The sequence below is a fragment of the Arthrobacter sp. SLBN-112 genome, from assembly GCF_006715225.1.
In the GTDB taxonomy this organism is placed as follows: Bacteria; Actinomycetota; Actinomycetes; order Actinomycetales; family Micrococcaceae; genus Arthrobacter.
The window spans coordinates 1,010,686-1,029,241 of sequence record NZ_VFMU01000001.1; the positions used below are offsets into that span (position 1 = coordinate 1,010,686).

Here is an 18,556-nt window from a genome sequence, read left to right on the forward strand (position 1 = left end):
GCAGGCAAGAGCCGGCACCAGCTCCAGCCAGGAGGCCCCCGATGTTGAAGAAAGCGACCACGCATGTAACCAGAATCCGCGCACTGGACCAGCTCCACCGCGGTGACGAAATCGAAGCCCGCCTCTCCGTGGGACCTTCCTACGACGACGTGGTGATCCGCCGCGGCAGCGTGCAGGAAACGGCGCCCGGCATCGGAGTGGTGTGGATCCTGGACCGGATCACGGGGGTCCGGAAGGCAATTAATACAGACGAGTGCAGCGTTTGGCGTGTGGCATAGCGAACTGGACGTGAGGCTGCGGGCGTAGCCAGTAAGGGCTGCCCGCGCCTTACCCGTCTCACATTCAGCCTCTCAGCCGCCTGCGACAGACTGGATCACCAGGACGTCCTGGCCCGGCGCCACCTCGGTATCCAGGCCCTGCAACCGCCGCACCTCGTCACCGTTGACGTAAACATTGACGAACCGCCGCAGCGCGCCGGTTTCGTCACGAAGCCGCCGGCCCAGCACCGGATAGTCGGAGGCCACCGCATCAAGCAGGCTTCTTACCGTCACCGGCCCGTCCGCGGGCGCAGTCAGCACCGACTGCCCGCCGGCCAGGGGCTGCAGGACGCTGGGCAGCAGCAGCGAAATCTCAGCCACCGACCACCACGGCTGCCCTGACGCACAGGACATCCGGCAGGTGGGAAGCCACCTCCCTGAACGTCTCCCCTTCATCCGCACTCGCATAGACCGTCCCGCCGCGCGTACCGAAGTACACCCCGGTGGGATCTGCGGTGTCCACGGCCGCCGCGTCCCGGAGCACGCTGTTGTATTCGTGCTCAGGGAGTCCGGTACTGAGGCGCTTCCAGGTGTTCCCGGCGTCGTCCGTGCGGTGGACGGCGAGCTTTCCTTCGGGAGGGATGCGTTCGCCGTCGGCCTTCAGCGGAACAACCCAGGCGGTGCCGTCCCGGCGCGGATGGGTGAGCATCACGAAGCCGAAGTCGGCAGGCAGGCCCTCCGCGATGGAGTTCCAGTTGTCTGCGTTGTCGTCCGTCCGGTAGACCCCGTGGTGGTTCTGGGCGTACAGGCGTCCTTCCACCGCGGCATCCGCGGCGATCTTGTGCACGCACTGGCCGAACTCCGGGTTGGGGTCCGGCATGAAGTAGGCCGAGATGCCCTTGTTGCGTGCTTCCCAGGAGGTGCCGCCGTCGAGCGACCGGTACACGCCGCCGGTGCTCATGGCAACATGCACCGTTTCCCCGGCCGGCTGGACCACGATCGAGTGCGCCGCCGCCCCGCCGTAGCCTGCTCCCCATTCAGTGCGGTGCGGGTGGTCCCACAGGCCGCGGTTCAACTCGAAGTGCTCCCCGCCGTCCGTGGATTTCCAGACGGAAATCGGTTCTGCTCCCGCCCACACAACTCCGGGACGGGAATCGGCGTCCGGGTAAATCTGCCAGACGCGCTCAAGTGCCGCCCCTGTGTCCTCCGGGAAGGTGATTGCGCCCTGTTCCGGCTCGGACCAGGTGGCACCAAGGTCATCCGAGTGGGCAACCGTTGGTCCCCAGTGCGGGCTGCGGACACCGACCAGGATGCGGGTGCGGCCCTCCCTGGTGTCGATTCCGATGCTGGGGATCTCCGCCATGAGGAAGTGCGGTCCCGTGAAGGACCACTCCTGCCGGTCCCGGCTGGTGGCCAGCCAGAGCCCTTTCTTGGTGCCGATTGCCAGGACGAATGATTCTGCCGCCGTTGCCATGCGCTCCATGCAACCACCGCAGGGGCCCGCCCGCAATGCTTTTCACCCCTGCAGTGCCCCCCTACCGATCCGGCAGGGGCTTCAGTCGACGAACTCGGACTGCGTTTCGATGAAGTCCCAGTCCGCAGCCGTCAGTACGGCGGCGGGATTGCCGGGGTGCGGGCCGCCGGCTTCGGCAATGCCCTGGAGGACCGGGAGCGGCAGTTCGTCGGCGCGGAGGTTCCCGCGCAGCCACTCCTTGCTGTCGAGGTCCAGGTCCAGCCACCACATGAAGATTTCCATCATTCCCCCTTCCCGGGTTGATTTAAACGTTAGGCGTGGCCCCGGCGGCGGACAAGGTGCTGCAGCGGAAGCAGGTGGACGCAGGCGGTGCTTAGGGTACTGGCAGGTAACGTGGCTGGTCAGCGCCCGATAAAGACGAGTACTCCCTACTGGCGACTGCCGCAGGACGCGCCCCTAGCCTGAAATCTCAAAGCAAGCTGACCGTGCTGCTGGGGCATACGGCGTCACCGCTGGCCTTTCCTCACCATGGTCCGTTTCACACACATATGGGGAGAAAAAATGAAACGCACCTTAGCAACAATGGGGGTGGTAGGGCTCGGCCTTATCAGCCTCACAGCGCCTGCCATCGCGGCTTCCGACCGGGCGGTGCTCGCCCCCTCGGACGGAGGCGCGCTGATACCGCTGGAATTCAATATCAACGGCACAGGCGGAGGCACCAACAACGGCGGCGGCACCGGCGGCGGCACCAACAACGCCGGCGGCGGCGGCGGCCAAGGTGGAGGCACCAACAACGGCGGCGGCAACGGCGGCGAAGGTGGAGGCACCAACAACGGCGGCGGCAACGGCGGCGAAGGTGGAGGCACCAACAACGGCGGCGGCACCGGCGGCGGCGGCACCAACAACGGCGGCGGCACCGGCGGCGGCGGCGGCACCAACAACGGCGGCGGCAACGGCGGCGGCAACGGCGGAACCAACAACGGCGGCGGCAACGGCGGCGGCAACGGCGGCGGCAACGGCGGAACCAACAACGGCGGCGGCAACGGCGGCGGCAACGGCGGAACCAACAACGGCGGCGGCAACGGCGGCGGCACAGGCGGCGGCAACGGCGGTGGAAACACAGGCGGCGACACCGGCGGCGACACCGGCGGCGACACAGGCGGCGGCGACACCGGCGGCGACACCGGCGGCGACACCGGTGGCGGCGACACAGGCGGCGACACCGGTGGCGGCGACACAGGCGGCGGCGACACAGGCGGCGAGACCGGCGGCGACACAGGCGGCGAGACCGGCGGCGGCGACACCACCGGTGGAAACACCACCACCGGCATAAACACCAACACCGGAACAGGTCTCGTCACTGTGGTTCCGAACGCTACAGTCCCCGCCAAGAAGCCGACTGCCGCACCCAAGGCTGCTGTCCCGGCCCCGGCCGCCGTCGGAACCAACCAGGGCTACAACGCCCAGACGGCGGTGGGAGCACCTGACGGCTTGCCCGGCTGGCTCGTAGGCCTGGGAGCGCTGGCTGCCGCAGGGACCGCGGTGGCAGTACGGCGCCAGTCGCGTCCGATGCACACCGCCGGCTAGCCGGAACACCGCCACTACAGGTGGCCCTCTGACAAGGAAGGCGTTCTGCCAGTGCCCGGCAGGACGCCTTCCTTCCACCTCCGCCGACCCCTAAGGAATGCAATGCGCCAGCACCGAAGCCAGCACGCAGCGCCCCTGCGGCGCGGCATCCTGCGGTGGAACCGGGGCGATCTGGCCATCCTGGTGTGTGGATTCCTGGCCTTCCTGTCGTTCACGTTCGGCGCTCCCCTGTTCCAGCCTTCGGCCTTGTCCCACCCCGCAACCCTTTCCCACCCCACAGCCCTCGCCCACCCCGCACCGCTGCCTGCTGCCGGGAATGCCCCTGCGGCCACGGCACCCTCTGATGGCGGGGCCGCGGACGGGGCAGCTCCGATCGCGGAGACCGGCGGACCGGCCGGGGCAGCTGTGCCGGCCAACCCTGCGGAAGCCCAAACGCCGGGCTCTCCGGGAGCGGCAGGGCCCGAACTTCCTGCTGCTGCCCCGCCCGTCCGCATCCATTACCCAGCCGCGGACTTTGACATTGCAGTCCACCCTCTGGACCTTGACGGCGTAGCCCAATCCAGCCGGACCATAGAACCTCCGGCCACCAAGGACGGCTACTGGCTTACCCCGTTCGGGATTCCCGGCAAGGGTTCCGGCAACACTACCTACGTCATTGGCCACAGCTGGGAGGGTGCGGACGCCCCCTTTAACCACTTGAGCTCCGCGGCCGCCGTCGGCGACAGGCTGGAAGTGGGGACTGCCGAGGGAACCATTACATACCGGGTGGACAGCATCACCACCTACGCGAAGTCCGGCCTCAAAGACAGCACCGTCTGGGACATGGTGCCCAACCGGCTGGTCCTCATCAGCTGCTACACCGAGGATCCCTGGGGCAAGAACGTGGTGGTCACTGCGTACCCCGCGCTTTCCTGACGCCTTCACTGCAGGCGTCCCTTAGGCCTCGGCGCGCTGGTTCGCAGGGCCCAACGTACCTGTTCACAGCCCCTTGGGCGGGCGGACAATTGTCTGCATGACATGGGAAAACTTCGACGTCGCCCCGCTGCTGGTGGGAATCATGCCCAAACAGCACCCGGAGGTTCTCCGGGCTGCGGCCATGCTGGCCTCCCGGCTCTCCGTGCCGCTGGTCTGCGCCTACGTGGACGAAGCCAGCTACCTGGTGGAATGGGATCCGGCCCGCTCCGCCCACCGGCTTTCCCTGCACCCGGACAAAGATGACGACATGCTGGCACTGTCAACGGAGTTGAAGGAACAGGTCCAGGCAGCAGTGGACAAGCTCCCGTCCGGCGGCAGGTCCATCCAGTGGTCCTTCCGCACCCTGACGGGGGACCCCGCCCGGGCCCTGGCCCAGCTGGCCGCCGAAGTGGACGCCCCAATGATCATTGTGGGCACCTCCGAACGCGGATTCACGCACCGGCTGTCGGAGGCCCTCAACGGCTCGGTGGGGCAGTGGCTAAGCCACCACCAAGGCCGGCCGGTGCTGGTGGTTCCCTACCGGATGCCTGCTCACGAGGACAGGCCCTGAGCAGTGGAATTCCGGGGAAAATACGCACGTTGGAGGCCGGCTTAAAGTAAAGCGAAAGTAGTTATTCCTGGTGCTGGCGCGGGGCCGGTACCAGCCACTAAGCTGATTCAAGCAAGGCCGGTCCACACCAGTGGAAACCGGTATTGCCCAAGAGCTGCTCCGGAGTGCGTATCCCCCAATAACGCACTCCGGAGCTTTTTTGTGCCCTGAAATCTGCCGCCGGACGGCAACATACCCCTCGGGGGTACTTGTAATGATACCCCCGTGGGGTATATCTTTACTGCATGAACGCTATCAAAGAAGCCGTCTCGGCGCTGGCAGCTGAAGCTCCGGCCACGGAGGCCGGCGGTGCAGTCCACCACGGTTACACGGGAAACAAGGATGCATACCTTCGCCGGCTGAAGCGCATTGAGGGGCAGGTCCGGGGCATTGCCCGGATGGTGGATGAGGACAAATACTGCATCGACATCCTCACCCAGGTTGCCGCCGTCACCAAGGCCCTGCACGCCGTCAGCCTCGGGCTGGTCGAGGAACACATCGGCCACTGCGTGGTGGGTGCCGCCTCAGAACCGGACCCGGAAGCACGCGCTGAGGCCATCGATGCCAAGGTCAAGGAAGCCGCCGACGCCATCGGCCGCCTCCTTCGCTGACACCACTCACACCCAAACCCCGGCCACCGCCGGCCCCCACAAAGGAGCAAGCCATGAGCACCACCTCCCCCACCACCACGACAATCAGCGTCTCCGGCATGACCTGCGGGCACTGCGTGTCGGCCGTCAGTGAAGAACTCGAGGCCCTGGAAGGCGTTGAAGCAGTGGACGTCGATCTGAACGCCGGCGGCATTTCCACCGTGACCATCACCTCAAGCAAGGAACTCCCGCCCTCCGACATCGGGGAAGCCGTCGCCGAGGCGGGCTACCTGGTCGTCGCCAACGAGGCCTAGAAACCCCAATACGACCGGAAAGCTGACATGAGCCACCAAGAACTGCTGCACCAACCGGGCACCCGGATCGTCGAACTGGACATCGAGGGGATGACCTGCGCGTCCTGCGTCAACCGGGTGGAGAAGAAGCTCGGGAAGCTCGACGGCGTGTCGGCAACGGTCAACCTCCCGCTGGAATCCGCCTACGTCACGGTCCCCGAGGGGATCACCGACGAACAACTCACGTCAACGGTGGAAGCAGCCGGCTACAAGGCACACGTCCGCCAGCAGCGCACTGAAGCCCAACGAGCAGACCAGAGCGCAGCGATCCCCGTATCGAGCATCCGCCCGCGGCTCATCCTCGCCGCGGTGCTGACCATCCCGGTGTTCCTGGTCAGCATGATCCCGGCGTTCCAGTTTCCGAATTGGGGCTGGGCGGCGGCGGTGCTGGCGTTGCCGGTGGTCACGTGGGCGGCGTGGCCCTTCCACCGGGCGGCAGCGGTCAATGCGCGCCATCTCGCCTCCACCATGGACACCCTGGTGTCGCTCGGGGTGGCGGCCGCCTACCTGTTTTCGGCGTGGCAGCTGCTGGCGGACCCCCGCATGACGGAGCATCCCGGCATGGAGGGCATGCCCGGGGGCCTGTATTTCGAGGTGGCATCGGTGGTCACCACCTTCCTGCTCCTGGGCCGGTACCTGGAGGCCAATGCCAAGCAAAAGGCAGGCGACGCGCTCCAGGCCCTGCTAAACCTTGGCGCCAAGGATGCCACCGTCCTGCGTGGCGGCCTGGAAGAGAAGATCCCTGCGGACCGCCTGCAGGTGGGCGATGTCCTGGTGGTCCGGCCGGGCGAGAAGATCGCCACCGACGGCGTGGTGGTGGACGGCGCCTCCGCCGTGGACGCCTCCCTGGTCACGGGTGAGTCCGTCCCTGTCGAGGTGGGGCCGGACAGCCGCGTCACGGGTGCCACCATCAATACCTTCGGCCGCCTGCTGGTCAGGGCAACAAGGGTTGGCTCGGAAACCACGCTGGCCCAGATGGCGCGCCTGGTATCGCAGGCGCAGACCGGCAAGGCCCCCATCGCGCGGCTCGCCGACCGCATCAGCGCCGTCTTTGTCCCTGTGGTCCTGGGCATCGCCGCCCTGACATTCGTCCTCTGGCTCGTCCTGGCCGGCCCGGGAGCCGACGGCAGTAACCTGCGGCAGGCATTCACGGCCGCCGTCGCGGTGCTGGTGATCGCCTGCCCGTGCGCACTGGGCCTGGCCACCCCGGTTGGCCTGCTGACGGGCACCGGCCGCGGCGCGCAGCTGGGCATCCTGATTAAGGGCCCGCAGGTTTTGGAGGACACCCGCACCGTGGACACCATCCTGCTGGACAAGACGGGGACGGTCACCACCGGTGTCCTCGCCGTGGACGCCACGGCAGCGTTCCCTGGCTTCCTGGAAGGGGACGTCCTCCGGCTCGCCGGAGCCGTTGAGGCCGCCAGTGAGCACCCGGTGGCCCGCGCCATCGCAGCAGCAGCTTCCGCCGCACCTTTGGTCCATGCAGCGCACGACGGCGGTGCGTCGCCTTCCGCACACTTGGCGGCAGTTAGCTTGCCGGCAGTTCAGTGGTTCAGTTCCGCTCCCGGCGGTGGCGTATCGGGGACCGTCGAGGGCAGGCGCGTGATGGCTGGACGGAGCGTTTGGCTGCTGCAGTACGGCATTGCCCTGGACGCCGGCCAGCAGGCGCAGCTGGCGGCTGCCGAGGAAGGCGGCGCCACCGCCATCTGTGTTGCAGTGGATGGCACGCCTGCCGGAATCATTAGCCTCAGGGACACTGTCAAGGAAGGCTCCGCCGCCGCCGTCGCCCGGCTGAAGGCGCTGGGCCTGCGGCCCATCCTGCTGACCGGGGACAACGCCGCCGTCGCCGCCCGGGTGGCTGCCGCCGTCGGCATCGCTCCGGACGATGTCCATGCCGGTGTCATGCCGGAAGGGAAGGTGGAGGCAGTTCGGAAGCTCCAGGCGGGCGGGGCCACGGTGGCCATGGCCGGGGACGGCGTCAACGATGCTGCAGCCCTTGCACAGGCGGACCTCGGAATTGCGATGGGCTCCGGGACTGACGTGGCCATCGAAGCCGCCGACCTGACGGTGATGGGTAACGACCTGGCCCAGGTGGCCCAGGCCATCGAACTGTCCCGGAAAACCCTGGGCACTATCAAAACCAACTTGTTCTGGGCGTTCTTCTACAACGCGGTGGGGATCCCGGTGGCCGCGCTGGGCCTGCTGAACCCAATGATCGCCGGCGGGGCCATGGCAGCCAGCTCGGTCCTGGTGGTGGCCAACTCGCTGCGGCTGCGCAGCTTCGGGAAACGCTGAGGGTCAGGCGGCGCCGTAACGGACAGCGGCGCGCGCCCTGGCCTTGGCCGCTTCCGCTTCCCGGTCCTTCGGCGGCGCCTGCGTCACCAGGGAATCCAGCAGGTGCTGCGTGATGTGCGCTATCTGGTGCACGGCCTCGTCAAAGGCCTCCTGGTTGGCCTTGGACGGCTTGGTGCTGCCGCTGACCTTGCGGACGTACTGCAGCGCGGCCGCATTCACCTCCTCGGACGTGGCGTGCGGCTCAAAGTTGTGGAGGGTTCGGATATTCCGGCACATAACCACATGCTAGGCTCTTCCAACGCCTGGGATCGACCCCTTTTTTCATGGTCTCCACCCGGCGTCCATGGGGAGCCCGGCATGGGCAGGGCTGCCCATCGACACTGTTTGGGGGCCGGGATAGGTTTTAGGCAATGGATCTTCCGGATGAGCCGGGGGGCCGCTGGGGATGCCGATCTGGTTCGGATCCACTACCTAACAAGGAGAAACTGATGGCTATTTGGGGTGCAGACGTTGAGCAGCTTCGCCAGCTCGGCAGCAAGCTTCAGGCAGGGGCGTCCGAGATCGAGACGCAGAAGTCCACTCTTACCAAGGTCCTGAGCGGCACTGACTGGAAGGGCCCGGACGCTGACAAGTTCCGCCAGGAGTGGTCCGGAACCCACACCACCATGCTGACCAAGGTTGCCGAGGCACTGAAGGAAGCCGGCAGCCAGGCCAAGCGGAACGCCGAGCAGCAGAGCCAGGCCTCCAACTAGGCTTGCCGCCACATTCCGGCAAAGGGGCAGGGACACCGAAAAGTGTCCCTGCCCCTTTTTTATTGGCGTCCGACGGCGGCACCTGGCTTGGCGGGCCTTCGCGCCTAGGGGACGGGCTCGACGTCGTTGGCGTGGTCCAGCGGCGACGCCGGCACGTGGGCGCCCTTGCCGCCGTCGTTGGAAGCAGTGGAGGCGGGAGAACGCAGCTCATCGAGCCGGACCAGGATGACCCCGCCCACGATCAACAAGCCGCCCAGGAGCTGAATGGCACCGGGAAGTTCCCCCAGCAGCAGCCACGCCCAGACCACGGCGAACAGCACCTCGGTGAGTGACACAAAGGACGCCACCTTGGAGCCGAGGGCCCGGGCCGCCATCACTCCCGAAACGTACGCCAGCACGGTGGCCAGCACCACCAGCCCGGCAAGCGAAACCCACCACGGCACGGTCCATGGGCCTAGGGCTGTGTCCGCAGTGCCGAAGGCCATGGGCAGCAGGCCTGTGGCGGCAGCGAGCCACATGACGGCGGCACCCACCATGAGGCCGCCGGAGGCCAGCACGATGGGGGGCAAAGTGTCGTTTTCCTTTGCCGTGATGAAGAAGTAGATGGCCAGGCAGACCGCCGCCGCCATCCCCCACAGCACACCCACCAGGTCAACCTTGACGGCCCCGGTCAGGTCAAGGACCAGCACGAGCCCGGCCAGGGACAGCAGCGTCCCACCCGCAGTCAAAACGCGTGGGCGCCGGCGACTTGCGGCCCAGAGCCACAGGACGATGATCACCGGAGCCAGGTACTCCAGCAGGAGCGCGACGCCCACGGAGAGCCGGGCCACAGCGTTGAAGTAGAACAACTGGCAGGCCGCCACCCCAATAAGCCCGAACAGCACGATGGTGAGCCAATTGTCCTTCAACTGGCTCCAGCGGCCCTTCAGTGCCCACGCCGCGGGCAGCGCAAGGATCAGGGCAGCTCCCGTCAGGCGGGCGGTCACGGCAGCCCCCGGGGTCCAGCCGGTTTCCAGAAGCGACTTGGCGAAGGATCCGGACAGGCCAAAAACGGCGGAGGAGAACAGCGCGATGCCCAGCCCGGAAGCCTGGAAGCCGGCACGCCTTATGGGCAGTTCCCGGATGGGGGTGTGGTTTTGGGCGGCAGGCACCGTCGCCTCCTGTCAGGAGTAAAGTGGGGTAACGCCCATGACACTACGCTTGGCTGCTGTAAGGAGTCAACATGGTTTTCGCCCCTGACACTGAAGTGGCGCTGCGGACGGTGGTGAACCTCATCAATACCGCCGCGAACGGCAGGGAAGGGTTGGTCTCCGTTGCGGACCTGGACCGCTTCCTGGCCACGGAGGGATTTTCCGGCTCCCGGAGCCGGGACGCCGGGGAACTCGAAAGCGTGCGGCAGTTGCGGCGGGAACTGTGGGCAGTGTGGACAGCGGATGAGGACGCCGCTGTGGATACGGTCAACCGGCTGCTGCGGGACGCCAACGCGCTGCCGCAGCTGGTGAAGCACGATGGATGGGACTGGCACCTTCACGCCACGGCACCGGAAGCACCCCTTGCGGACCGGATGAGCACCGAGGCGGCCATGGCCCTGGCTGATGTGATCCGCAGCAAGGAGATGGACAGGTTGCGGATCTGCGGGTCTGAGGACTGCGATGCGGCCGTGCTGGACCTGAGCCGCAACCGGTCCAAGCGGTACTGCGATACCGGCAACTGCGCCAACCGCGCGCACGTTGCGGCCTACCGGGCCCGGCAGGCTGCGGCGGGATAGTGCTGTTCCCGCTCAGTGTCCCTGCGTCTGGGAATCAAGTGGAGATAGCCGCAGCTCAGCGCTGGGGCGTGCCGTCCGTGTCCTCGCCGGATGCCGGCGGGTTCTGGCTGCCGGGAGCACCGAAGCCGTGGCCCGGCGCTGCCTGGGATGGCCTCTTAGGTGCCGAGCTCAGGTTCACCCCTGATCCCTTGCCCAGGTGCTCGGCGTTCTCCTTGTAGCTCATCGACAGCATTGCGGCGACCACCAGGGTGGCTATGAAGGCGATGCCGGCGGCTGTGAAGGCAAGGTCGAACCGGGGTGCGCGGGCGCTTCCCCCTGAGGCAAAGATCAACACTGCAACGAAGGCTACGACGGCCCAGAATGCCGAAAACATCAGCGGCCCCTTCACCGAGGTCCGCAGCCTGCGCGGTTTTCCTTGATGCTGGTCAGCCACAGTGGTTCCTCCCTGCAGGCGGCGCACGGCCGGCCTGGTTTACGAATTGCGGTGTCGCACCGGATTTTCTACAGAAAGTAGAAGGGCGCTCCTCCTAGTTTACGGCTTCCCCGCGCCGGCACGGGCATCGTGCCGAAGCGTCAATCCGGAAAGTACCCACAGGACGCCGGAAATAATGGCGCCTCCACCGGCAACGCCCAGCAGTGCATGGGCGCCGAGGTTGATGAAGAAGGGCAACAGCACCGCGGTTCCGATCCCGATCACACCGGACGCAATCCAGTCGCGGGCAAGTACATGGCGGCCCCTGTACTGCAGGCCGCAGGCAAGCTCGAGAACGCCGGCCACGCCCAGGCCAAGGGCTGCGATCACCCCGAACAGCAGGTCACTGTGCAGGAGGAGCACGGCAAAACCGGCGCCCGCCAGGACCGCACCGCTGGCGGACAGCAACTTGCCGGGCGCCGAGTTCTGCGCGAAGCCGGCTGCGGGGACGGTCCGCAGGAAGACCAGGCCGGACGCCAGGAGGTAGAGTCCCCCGGCCCAGCCCATGACCTCCACGGACGGTGACGTCCAAAAAACGGTCACGGCACCAAACACCAGGGCGACGGCCGCGCGGAGCAGGACCGGCTTCCAGAGGTGGTTACGGGGCGTGGTTCCGGGAGCTGCGCCCGCGGGGGTGGATGGTTGCGTCACCGGTCCAGTTTAGTGGCGGCAGCTGGAAGATCTAACCGGACCGTTGCCCCGCCGGATCGTCATGCTGCGCCACGCCCCGGGCAGAACCTCACTGTCAGGCAGAGCCCAGCACCATCCAGCGGTCCGACCGGGCACGCAGGCCAAGGGTCACGGCACGCGCCGCCATGTACCCCAGCGCGAAAGCCACCCAAAGCCACACGAGCCCGGCGCTGCCGGCAGCACCCGACAGCGCAACCCCCGCCAGGAGCGGCACGTAGACCGCAAGGTTCACCAGCCCCGCCAGGGCGAGGTACCGGGCGTCCCCCGCGCCGATCAGCACACCATCCAGGACAAACACGTAGCCGGCGATCGGCTGCCCGGCCGCCAGGATCCAGAGGGCAGTGGTGAGCACCTGCTGTACTTCGGGATCGGTCGTGAACAGCAATCCGGCCCACGGGGCGGCCGCTGCCAGCAGCAGGCCCGTCACCACGCCGAAGCCCGCACCCCAGCGGATCATCGTCCGGGTCAGCAGCCGGGCCCTGTCCGCATTGGACGCACCAAGTTCCTTCCCAATGAGCGCCTGCGCAGCGATGGCCAGGGCATCCAGGGCGAACGCCAGGAAGGAAAAGATGGTCATGGCCAGCTGGTGGGCGGCAAGGTTGACCTCGCCCTGGGCCGTCACCACCAGCACCGTGGCCAGGATGGCGGCGCGCAGGCTGAGCGTGCGCAGCATCAGCCAGGATCCCACCCGCGTCATGCTGCGGATCCCGCGCCAGCTGGGAAGCAGGCTGACGCCATGCCGGACGGCGCTGCGCCGCACCATCACCACGTAGACAGCCGCCATGGCCCATTGGGCCAAGCTGGTCCCCACCGCCGAACCCACCACGGACATTCCCAGGCCGTACACAAGCCACAGGTTCAGGAGGATATTGACACCGAATCCTGCCGTGGCTACCACCAGCGGCGTGCGGGTATCCTGCAGTCCGCGGAGCACGCCGGTGCCGGCGAAGATCAGGAGCATCGCCACTAAGCCGGGCATGGACAAGCGGAAGTAGTCGATGGCAAAGGTCCGGACGCTTCCCTCGGCGCCCATCAGGTCGATCAGCGGCTCTGCCGCCGCGAAGCCTGCCACGGCGAGGAGCACGCCGAGGAGCAATGCCAGCCAGACGCCGTCGCGCCCTGCCGCAAGGGCTTTGCCCGACTGCCCGTCACCAATGGCGCGGGCCACGGCGGGCGTGGTGGAGTAGGCCAGGAAGACCATGAGTCCGACGGCGGTCTGCAGCACCGCGGATGCCAGCCCCACACCCGCGAGCTGGGCAACACCAAGGTGCCCCACGATGGCGGAGTCCGCCAGCAGGAAGAGTGGTTCAGCCACCAGCGCGCCGAAGGCCGGGACGGCAAGGCGGAGAATCTCGCGGGCATGGCCCTGGGTGCCGGTCACGGCGGCGGGAGCGGGTTGTTGGGGCACGGTGCCAGCCTAATGGTGACCGGAGACAGTGACCCCGGGGCATGAGAAAGGCCACAGTCCGTCACAATTAGTTGACAGTTCAACTATCAGCTTGGGAGGGTGGTATCCATGAACCAGTCACGACTCACCACCACCGCCCTCGCCGCCCTGCGCATCATCCTCGGCTTCCTGTTCGCAGCCCATGGATGGCAGAAGTTCAATGAATGGACCATCGCCGGCACCCAGGCATCCTTCGCCAAGATGGGCGTACCGGCAGCGGAGGTCATGGCACCCGCCATCGCCGTACTGGAACTCGCGGGCGGCATTGCCCTCATCCTGGGGATCCTTACCCGCGTGGTGGCTGCCCTCCTCGCCCTGGACATGCTGGGCGCCCTCTTCCTGGTGCACGCTCCCGCCGGCATCTTTGCGGCCAACGGCGGCTACGAACTCGTCCTGCTCCTGGCGGCGGCCGCATTCGCCCTGGCACTCACCGGAGCCGGCCGGCTTTCCCTGGACAGCGCCCTCTTCGGCCGCGGCAATTCCCGGCTGGCCGTCCTGGCCTAGGAACACCTGCCCCAAGCGTGCGACGGCGGCTGGACACCCAAGGTGCCCGGCCGCCGTCGGGCATTTAAGGGCGCTGCTCCAAGGCCCCCCGGACGCGCCAGCCCATCTCCGACAGAACATTCGGGACCCCCTCGGGAAAGTTGGGAAAACGCTTGCCAGGGCGGTGCGTGGGCTGATAAACCAGAAGCTGTTGCAGTGAGAGCTGCATCACCCGCACCCAGGTCTCAGTTATCCACAACGGGTATTTTCCCGGAACGTCATTCGCCACGCCTATCCAGGTGGAACGGCTGCGCGTATTTGAATCGTTCCAATACCGCTCCCTAGGAACCGCTTTGCCGCTCATCGAAGGAGATGTCAGTGAACAAACCCCCGCAAGCGATCCCCCGGCCTCCGGAAGGGCCGCCATCCCGCAGACGCCCTGCCATGTCTGCCGTGCGCGCGCTGACGGCCACAGCAGCATCTGCCGCCTTGGCTTTCACCGGCCTGCCGGCCGTCCACGCCGAAACTGCTTTGCCTCCCGTGGGAAGCGGATTCAAGTTCGACTTTGGCCCCGGCGCAACCGCCGAGGGCTATACGGCCGTGGATGCCGGCGCGCAGTATTCGGCAGCAGCAAAATTCGGCTTCACGGACACCACCGTCACCTCCGGCGCTGACCGCGGGACGGGTGATGCCCTCCGGTCCGACTTTGTCCAGGCCCAGGGCAGTACCTTCCTGGTGGACCTGCCCAACGGTGACTACACGGTAAAGCTCATCGCCGGGGACGCCACGGAAGCGACGAACATCGCCATTACCGCGGAGAAGATCGCCAAAGTCCAGGCCACGGACAAGCCTGCGGGCCAATACCTGGAGATGGAATTCCCCATCTCCCTGGTGGATGGACAACTCAACCTCGACTTCAGCGGTACTGCCGCCAAGATCAATTCACTGGTCATCGCTGCGCGGGCCCCCCGCACGGCCACCACTGACCCCGGCGTCTACCTTGCCGGAGACTCCACAGTCCAGACCTACGATGCCGGGTACGTCCCGCAGGCGGGCTGGGGACAAATGATTGACCGCTACTTCGACAGTGCGGTGACGTTCCGGAACCATGCCATCGGCGGCCGGAGCTCCAAGAACTTCATCAGCCAGGGCAGGCTGGACGAGATCCTTCGGGTCATCAACCCCGGGGACTACCTGATGGTGCAGTTCGGCCACAACGACGCCACCATCGGAGTGGATGACCGCTACGCTTCCCCCGCGGACTACAAGGAATACCTGCGGACCTACGTCCACGGGGCACGCCAGCGCGGCGCGGTCCCCATCCTGGTCACTCCTGTGGGCCGGCGCGATTATGACGAAGCCACGGGCAAGTTCAACGTCAGCTTCCCGGAATACGTCGCGAAGATGCAGGAGCTGGCAACCGAAGAGAGCGTGGCCCTGGTGGATCTCTCCGCCTCCAGCCGTGCCTACTACGACGCCATTGGACCCGAGGACACCAAGTCTGTGTTCCTTCATGTGGATGCCGGGATCTACCCCAACCGGCCCACGGGAACCGTGGACAACACGCACTTCCAGGAGTACGGCGCCATCCAGATCGCACGCCTGGTGGCCAACGGGGTGAAGCAGCTCAACCTTCCGCTTGCTGCACACGCCAAGGAGATCGCGCCGCCGTCGTCCGTTCCCGCACAGCCGCAGGGCCTGGTGGCGGGCAGCATTTCCAACGCCGGCGCGCTCTTGAAGTGGCAGCCGGTTGACGGTGCGGACATCTACAAGGTGTACCGGAAGCTGGCCGCCGAACCGGACAGCGAATACAAACTGACTACGACGGCGACTGTGGCCACCGCCAACCTCGCAGGCCTTGCTGAGGGCACCGCGTACAGCATCCGGGTGGCGGCCATGAACGGCAAGGGCCTCTCCGAGCCCAGCACACCGCTGGCGGTCACTACCAAGCTGGCCAAGTACAAGTTCGACTTCGGCCCGGCGGGAGCGCCCGTGGAGCCCGGCTACACCGAGGTCAACCGGACCATGCCCTACACGCCCGGGCGTGGATTCGGCTTCAAGGACATCTCCGTCCTCAGCGACCGGGACCGGGGCGCCGTCACCAGCAACCTCTTGCGCGACTTCGTGCTCAGCGGGTCCAGCTTCGAATTCCAGCTTGACGTGCCCAACGGCACCTACGCGCTCAAGACCTACCACAGCGACTGGATCGGCTCCACCCGGACCGACGTTGCCGCCGAGGGCACCCCGTTCGGACAGGTGTCCTCCAGCAAGGCTTCCTCCGCCACCAAGATCATCAATCAGGTCCTGGTCACCGATGGCCAGCTGAACCTCACCATCAGCGGCTCCGGCCAGCGGTTGAACGGACTGGAGGTGACCCCGCTGCTGGTGGGGCCCACGAACCTGCACAGCACCGCCGTCAATGCAGCAGCTGAACCGCCCACGGTGGACCTGGCATGGGACGCGGTGCCTGACGTGGCTTCCTACAAGGTCTTCCGGCAGGCATCCTTCGAGTCGGAGCCACAGGTCATCGCGTCTGATGTAAAGGACGCGGCGTACCGGGACACCACCGCATTTGCAGGGCTGAAGTACAAGTACTTCGTCACCGCCGTCGACAACACTGGGCTGGAATCGGTGCCTTCGAACACGATGGAAACCGCCCTGGTTGATCCCTCCACCCCGGCGCCCACAGCCCCGGTCAAGGTGGACGTCAAAGCCGTTGAAAAGACGAGCGTCACCCTGAAATGGCAAAAAATCAAGGACGCGGCGGCCTACCAGGTGTACCGCTCCACCTCCCCGGACGGCCCCTTTGAATACGCAGGCCGCGCCAGTGAGGTGAATTTCACCGACTTCACTGTCCTGACCACCATCCGCTACTACTACCGTGTCACGGCAGTAAACAAGGGCGGCGAATCCGCACCTTCCCCGGTGGTGGGCACGGAGAAGGTCACCGTGGTGAACCGGCAAATGGAGAACCTGGACCGTGCACCGGTGGCCCTGCTCACCAGCGACGGCGTGCGGGTGGGCTGGCGCATGCTGGGACTGGACCCGGAGCAGGTGGGCTTCCACGTCATCCGCGACGGCGTCCAGCTCACCGACGAGCCAATCCGCAACAGCACCACCTTCCTGGACCCGGCAGGAACGGCTTCCTCCAAGTACGTCATCAAGGCCGTGGGCAACGGCGGGGACCAGCTGACCGCAGAGTTCCAGCCGATGTCCCGGAACTACCTGGCCGTTAAGCTCGATAAGCCGGCGGACGACTACACCAAGGACGGGCAGCCCTACACCTACTCCGCCGGGGACGCCAGCGTGGCGGACCTTGACGGCGACGGGACCTACGAGATTCTCCAGATGTGGTCCCCGTCCAATTCCAAGGACAACTCGCAGTCCGGCTACACCGGAACCGTGTACGTCGACGCCTACAGGATGGACGGCACCAAGCTCTGGCGCATCAACATGGGCTCCAACATCCGGGCGGGCGCGCACTACACGCAGCTGCTCGCCTACGACTTTGACGGCGACGGCAAGGCCGAAGTAGCCATGAAGACCGCTGACGGCACACGTGACGCAGCCGGAACCGTGATCGGAAACGCCGGCGCTGACTACCGCAACAGCAGTGGCTACGTGCTCACGGGACCCGAGTTCCTCACCGTGTTCCATGGAGCCACTGGCACCATCATGGACACCGTGCCCTACGATCCTCCCCGCGGGGACGTCGGCGCGTGGGGCGATACGTACGGAAACCGGGTGGACCGGTTCCTGGGCGCCGTGGCCTACCTCGACGGCGAGCACCCGTCCATGATGTTCAGCCGCGGCTACTACACCCGGACGGTGCTGGCCACCTACGACCTGGTGGGCGGCAGGATCAGCAAGCGCTGGACGTTCGATTCGGATATTGCCGGTACCCAGTACCGCGGCCAGGGCAACCACAACATGTCCGTCCTGGACGTCGATGCTGACGGCAAGGACGAATTCGTCTTTGGTTCAATGACCATCGACGACAACGGCAAACCCCTTTACAGCACCGGCCTGGGCCATGGGGACGCCATCCACACGAGCGACTTCGATCCGTCCCGGCCCGGGCTGGAGACCTTTGCCGTGCACGAGGAAATGGGCTCGAGCGGAAACCTGGGCGCAACCTTCCGGGATTCAAGGACGGGCGGGGTGCTGTGGAGTATCCCCGCCGTCAAGGACACCGGCCGCGGCGCCATGGGAGACGTGGATCCCCGCTATCCCGGCGCCGAAGGCTGGGCCATCGGCGGCGACGCTGCCTGGAATTCGCCCGTGGGGCAGCTGCGCTCCGTCAAGGGCGAGCTGATTTCGGAAAAGATCCCGGCGGCCAACTTCCTGGCATGGTGGGACGGTGACCTGCTGCGCGAAATCGTCGACCACGACTGGGATGCAGCAGCCAACAGCGGAACACCCAGCATCGCCAAGTGGAACTGGGAGACCCAGTCCAGTGACCGGCTGCTGACCACAACGGGTGCCAAGTCCAACAACGGCACCAAGGGAACGCCTGCCATCCAGGCCGATCTCCTTGGCGACTGGCGGGAGGAAATTGCCTGGCCCTCCGCGGACAGCACCGAGCTGCGCATCTACACCACCACGGCCACCACGGACATCCGGCTCCGGACCCTGATGCACGATCCCGTGTACCGCCAGTCGGTGGCCCGCGAAAACGTGGCCTACAACCAGCCCCCGCACCCGGGCTTCTTTATCGGCGTGGGCATGGAGTTGCCGGCCCAGCCGGACATCGTTTACACCCGCCGCTAGGTATTGCACCCACAGCTGCCCCGTCCGCCGTTTCGGCGGGCGGGGCACTTTGTT

At 66.5% G+C, this 18,556-nt stretch carries 18 protein-coding genes and 2 pseudogenes; 12 read left to right on the top strand and 8 right to left on the bottom strand.

The annotated features are described in order from the left end of the window. Nucleotides 1–41: 41 nt before the first annotated feature. Complete coding sequence (locus tag FBY33_RS04705; protein WP_142029520.1) at nucleotides 42–278, top strand: hypothetical protein; 237 nt, start codon at nucleotides 42–44, stop codon at nucleotides 276–278. A gap of 72 nt (nucleotides 279–350) precedes the next feature. On the opposite strand, the gene FBY33_RS04710 is transcribed toward FBY33_RS04705, so the two are convergent. The 3 genes from FBY33_RS04710 to FBY33_RS04720 form a co-directional block, all read right to left on the bottom strand. Continuing rightward, nucleotides 351–671: a MoaD/ThiS family protein gene (locus tag FBY33_RS04710; protein WP_442858316.1), complete on the bottom strand. Its 321-nt coding sequence runs from the start codon at nucleotides 669–671 to the stop codon at nucleotides 351–353. Then, on the bottom strand, nucleotides 631–1,740 hold the full coding sequence (locus tag FBY33_RS04715; protein WP_142029522.1) for a WD40/YVTN/BNR-like repeat-containing protein: 1,110 nt from the start codon (nucleotides 1,738–1,740) through the stop codon (nucleotides 631–633). Before FBY33_RS04715 ends, FBY33_RS04710 begins: the two co-directional genes overlap by 41 nt. 72 nt (nucleotides 1,741–1,812) lie before the next feature. Then, nucleotides 1,813–2,013 carry a hypothetical protein gene (locus FBY33_RS04720; protein WP_142032552.1) on the bottom strand — a complete coding sequence of 67 codons (201 nt, stop codon included), beginning with the start codon at nucleotides 2,011–2,013 and terminating at the stop codon, nucleotides 1,813–1,815. A 279-nt stretch (nucleotides 2,014–2,292) separates the two neighbouring features. On the opposite strand from FBY33_RS04720, the gene FBY33_RS04725 reads away from it, so the two are divergent. The 6 genes from FBY33_RS04725 (at nucleotide 2,293) to FBY33_RS04750 (ending at nucleotide 8,120) form a co-directional block, all read left to right on the top strand. Next, nucleotides 2,293–3,318 (top strand): hypothetical protein, encoded by a 1,026-nt coding sequence (locus FBY33_RS04725; protein WP_142029523.1) that lies wholly within the window; start codon nucleotides 2,293–2,295, stop codon nucleotides 3,316–3,318. Nucleotides 3,319–3,420: 102 nt separating this feature from the next. After that, on the top strand, nucleotides 3,421–4,233 hold the full coding sequence (locus tag FBY33_RS04730) for a class F sortase (RefSeq protein ID WP_142029524.1): 813 nt from the start codon (nucleotides 3,421–3,423) through the stop codon (nucleotides 4,231–4,233). 97 nt (nucleotides 4,234–4,330) lie between these two features. Continuing rightward, nucleotides 4,331–4,843 carry a universal stress protein gene (locus FBY33_RS04735; protein WP_142029525.1) on the top strand — a complete coding sequence of 171 codons (513 nt, stop codon included), beginning with the start codon at nucleotides 4,331–4,333 and terminating at the stop codon, nucleotides 4,841–4,843. Between the two features lie 284 nt (nucleotides 4,844–5,127). Continuing rightward, nucleotides 5,128–5,493: a metal-sensitive transcriptional regulator gene (locus FBY33_RS04740; protein ID WP_142029526.1), complete on the top strand. Its 366-nt coding sequence runs from the start codon at nucleotides 5,128–5,130 to the stop codon at nucleotides 5,491–5,493. 53 nt (nucleotides 5,494–5,546) lie between these two features. Further along, entirely contained in the window at nucleotides 5,547–5,786 is a 240-nt protein-coding gene (locus tag FBY33_RS04745) for a heavy-metal-associated domain-containing protein (protein WP_142029527.1), read from the top strand. A gap of 27 nt (nucleotides 5,787–5,813) precedes the next feature. Further along, on the top strand, nucleotides 5,814–8,120 hold the full coding sequence (locus FBY33_RS04750) for a heavy metal translocating P-type ATPase (RefSeq protein WP_142029528.1): 2,307 nt from the start codon (nucleotides 5,814–5,816) through the stop codon (nucleotides 8,118–8,120). A gap of 3 nt (nucleotides 8,121–8,123) precedes the next feature. Here FBY33_RS04750 and FBY33_RS04755 read toward each other — a convergent pair whose 3' ends face one another. After that, complete coding sequence (locus tag FBY33_RS04755; protein WP_056335855.1) at nucleotides 8,124–8,396, bottom strand: DUF2277 domain-containing protein; 273 nt, start codon at nucleotides 8,394–8,396, stop codon at nucleotides 8,124–8,126. 212 nt (nucleotides 8,397–8,608) lie between these two features. On the opposite strand from FBY33_RS04755, the gene FBY33_RS04760 reads away from it, so the two are divergent. After that, nucleotides 8,609–8,872 carry a WXG100 family type VII secretion target gene (locus tag FBY33_RS04760; RefSeq protein WP_056335858.1) on the top strand — a complete coding sequence of 88 codons (264 nt, stop codon included), beginning with the start codon at nucleotides 8,609–8,611 and terminating at the stop codon, nucleotides 8,870–8,872. 104 nt (nucleotides 8,873–8,976) lie between these two features. Here the strand turns inward: FBY33_RS04760 and FBY33_RS04765 are convergent, their stop codons facing one another. After that, on the bottom strand, nucleotides 8,977–10,023 hold the full coding sequence (locus tag FBY33_RS04765) for an EamA family transporter (RefSeq protein ID WP_442858317.1): 1,047 nt from the start codon (nucleotides 10,021–10,023) through the stop codon (nucleotides 8,977–8,979). Between the two features lie 71 nt (nucleotides 10,024–10,094). On the opposite strand from FBY33_RS04765, the gene FBY33_RS04770 reads away from it, so the two are divergent. Further along, nucleotides 10,095–10,640, top strand: coding sequence for a CGNR zinc finger domain-containing protein (locus FBY33_RS04770; RefSeq protein ID WP_142029529.1), 546 nt, complete (start codon nucleotides 10,095–10,097; stop codon nucleotides 10,638–10,640). Nucleotides 10,641–10,695: 55 nt separating this feature from the next. On the opposite strand, the gene FBY33_RS04775 is transcribed toward FBY33_RS04770, so the two are convergent. From FBY33_RS04775 to FBY33_RS04785, 3 genes are all read right to left on the bottom strand, one after another. Continuing rightward, the gene (locus FBY33_RS04775) at nucleotides 10,696–11,073 is read right to left on the bottom strand and encodes a hypothetical protein (protein WP_142029530.1); all 378 of its coding nucleotides are present in this window, start codon (nucleotides 11,071–11,073) and stop codon (nucleotides 10,696–10,698) included. 99 nt (nucleotides 11,074–11,172) lie between these two features. After that, complete coding sequence (locus FBY33_RS04780) at nucleotides 11,173–11,763, bottom strand: hypothetical protein (protein WP_142029531.1); 591 nt, start codon at nucleotides 11,761–11,763, stop codon at nucleotides 11,173–11,175. A 94-nt stretch (nucleotides 11,764–11,857) separates the two neighbouring features. Further along, nucleotides 11,858–13,183 carry an MATE family efflux transporter gene (locus FBY33_RS04785; RefSeq protein ID WP_142032556.1) on the bottom strand — a complete coding sequence of 442 codons (1,326 nt, stop codon included), beginning with the start codon at nucleotides 13,181–13,183 and terminating at the stop codon, nucleotides 11,858–11,860. Nucleotides 13,184–13,318: 135 nt separating this feature from the next. Here FBY33_RS04785 and FBY33_RS04790 point away from each other — a divergent pair, with 135 nt between their 5' ends. The 3 genes and pseudogenes from FBY33_RS04790 to FBY33_RS20925 form a co-directional block, all read left to right on the top strand. Further along, on the top strand, nucleotides 13,319–13,753 hold the full coding sequence (locus FBY33_RS04790; RefSeq protein ID WP_142029532.1) for a DoxX family protein: 435 nt from the start codon (nucleotides 13,319–13,321) through the stop codon (nucleotides 13,751–13,753). A gap of 423 nt (nucleotides 13,754–14,176) precedes the next feature. Then, nucleotides 14,177–16,060 (top strand): annotated as a pseudogene (locus FBY33_RS20920) (SGNH/GDSL hydrolase family protein); the annotation flags it as partial. Nucleotides 16,061–16,690: 630 nt separating this feature from the next. Continuing rightward, nucleotides 16,691–18,502: pseudogene (locus FBY33_RS20925) on the top strand (rhamnogalacturonan lyase); the annotation flags it as partial. Nucleotides 18,503–18,556: the final 54 nt, after the last annotated feature.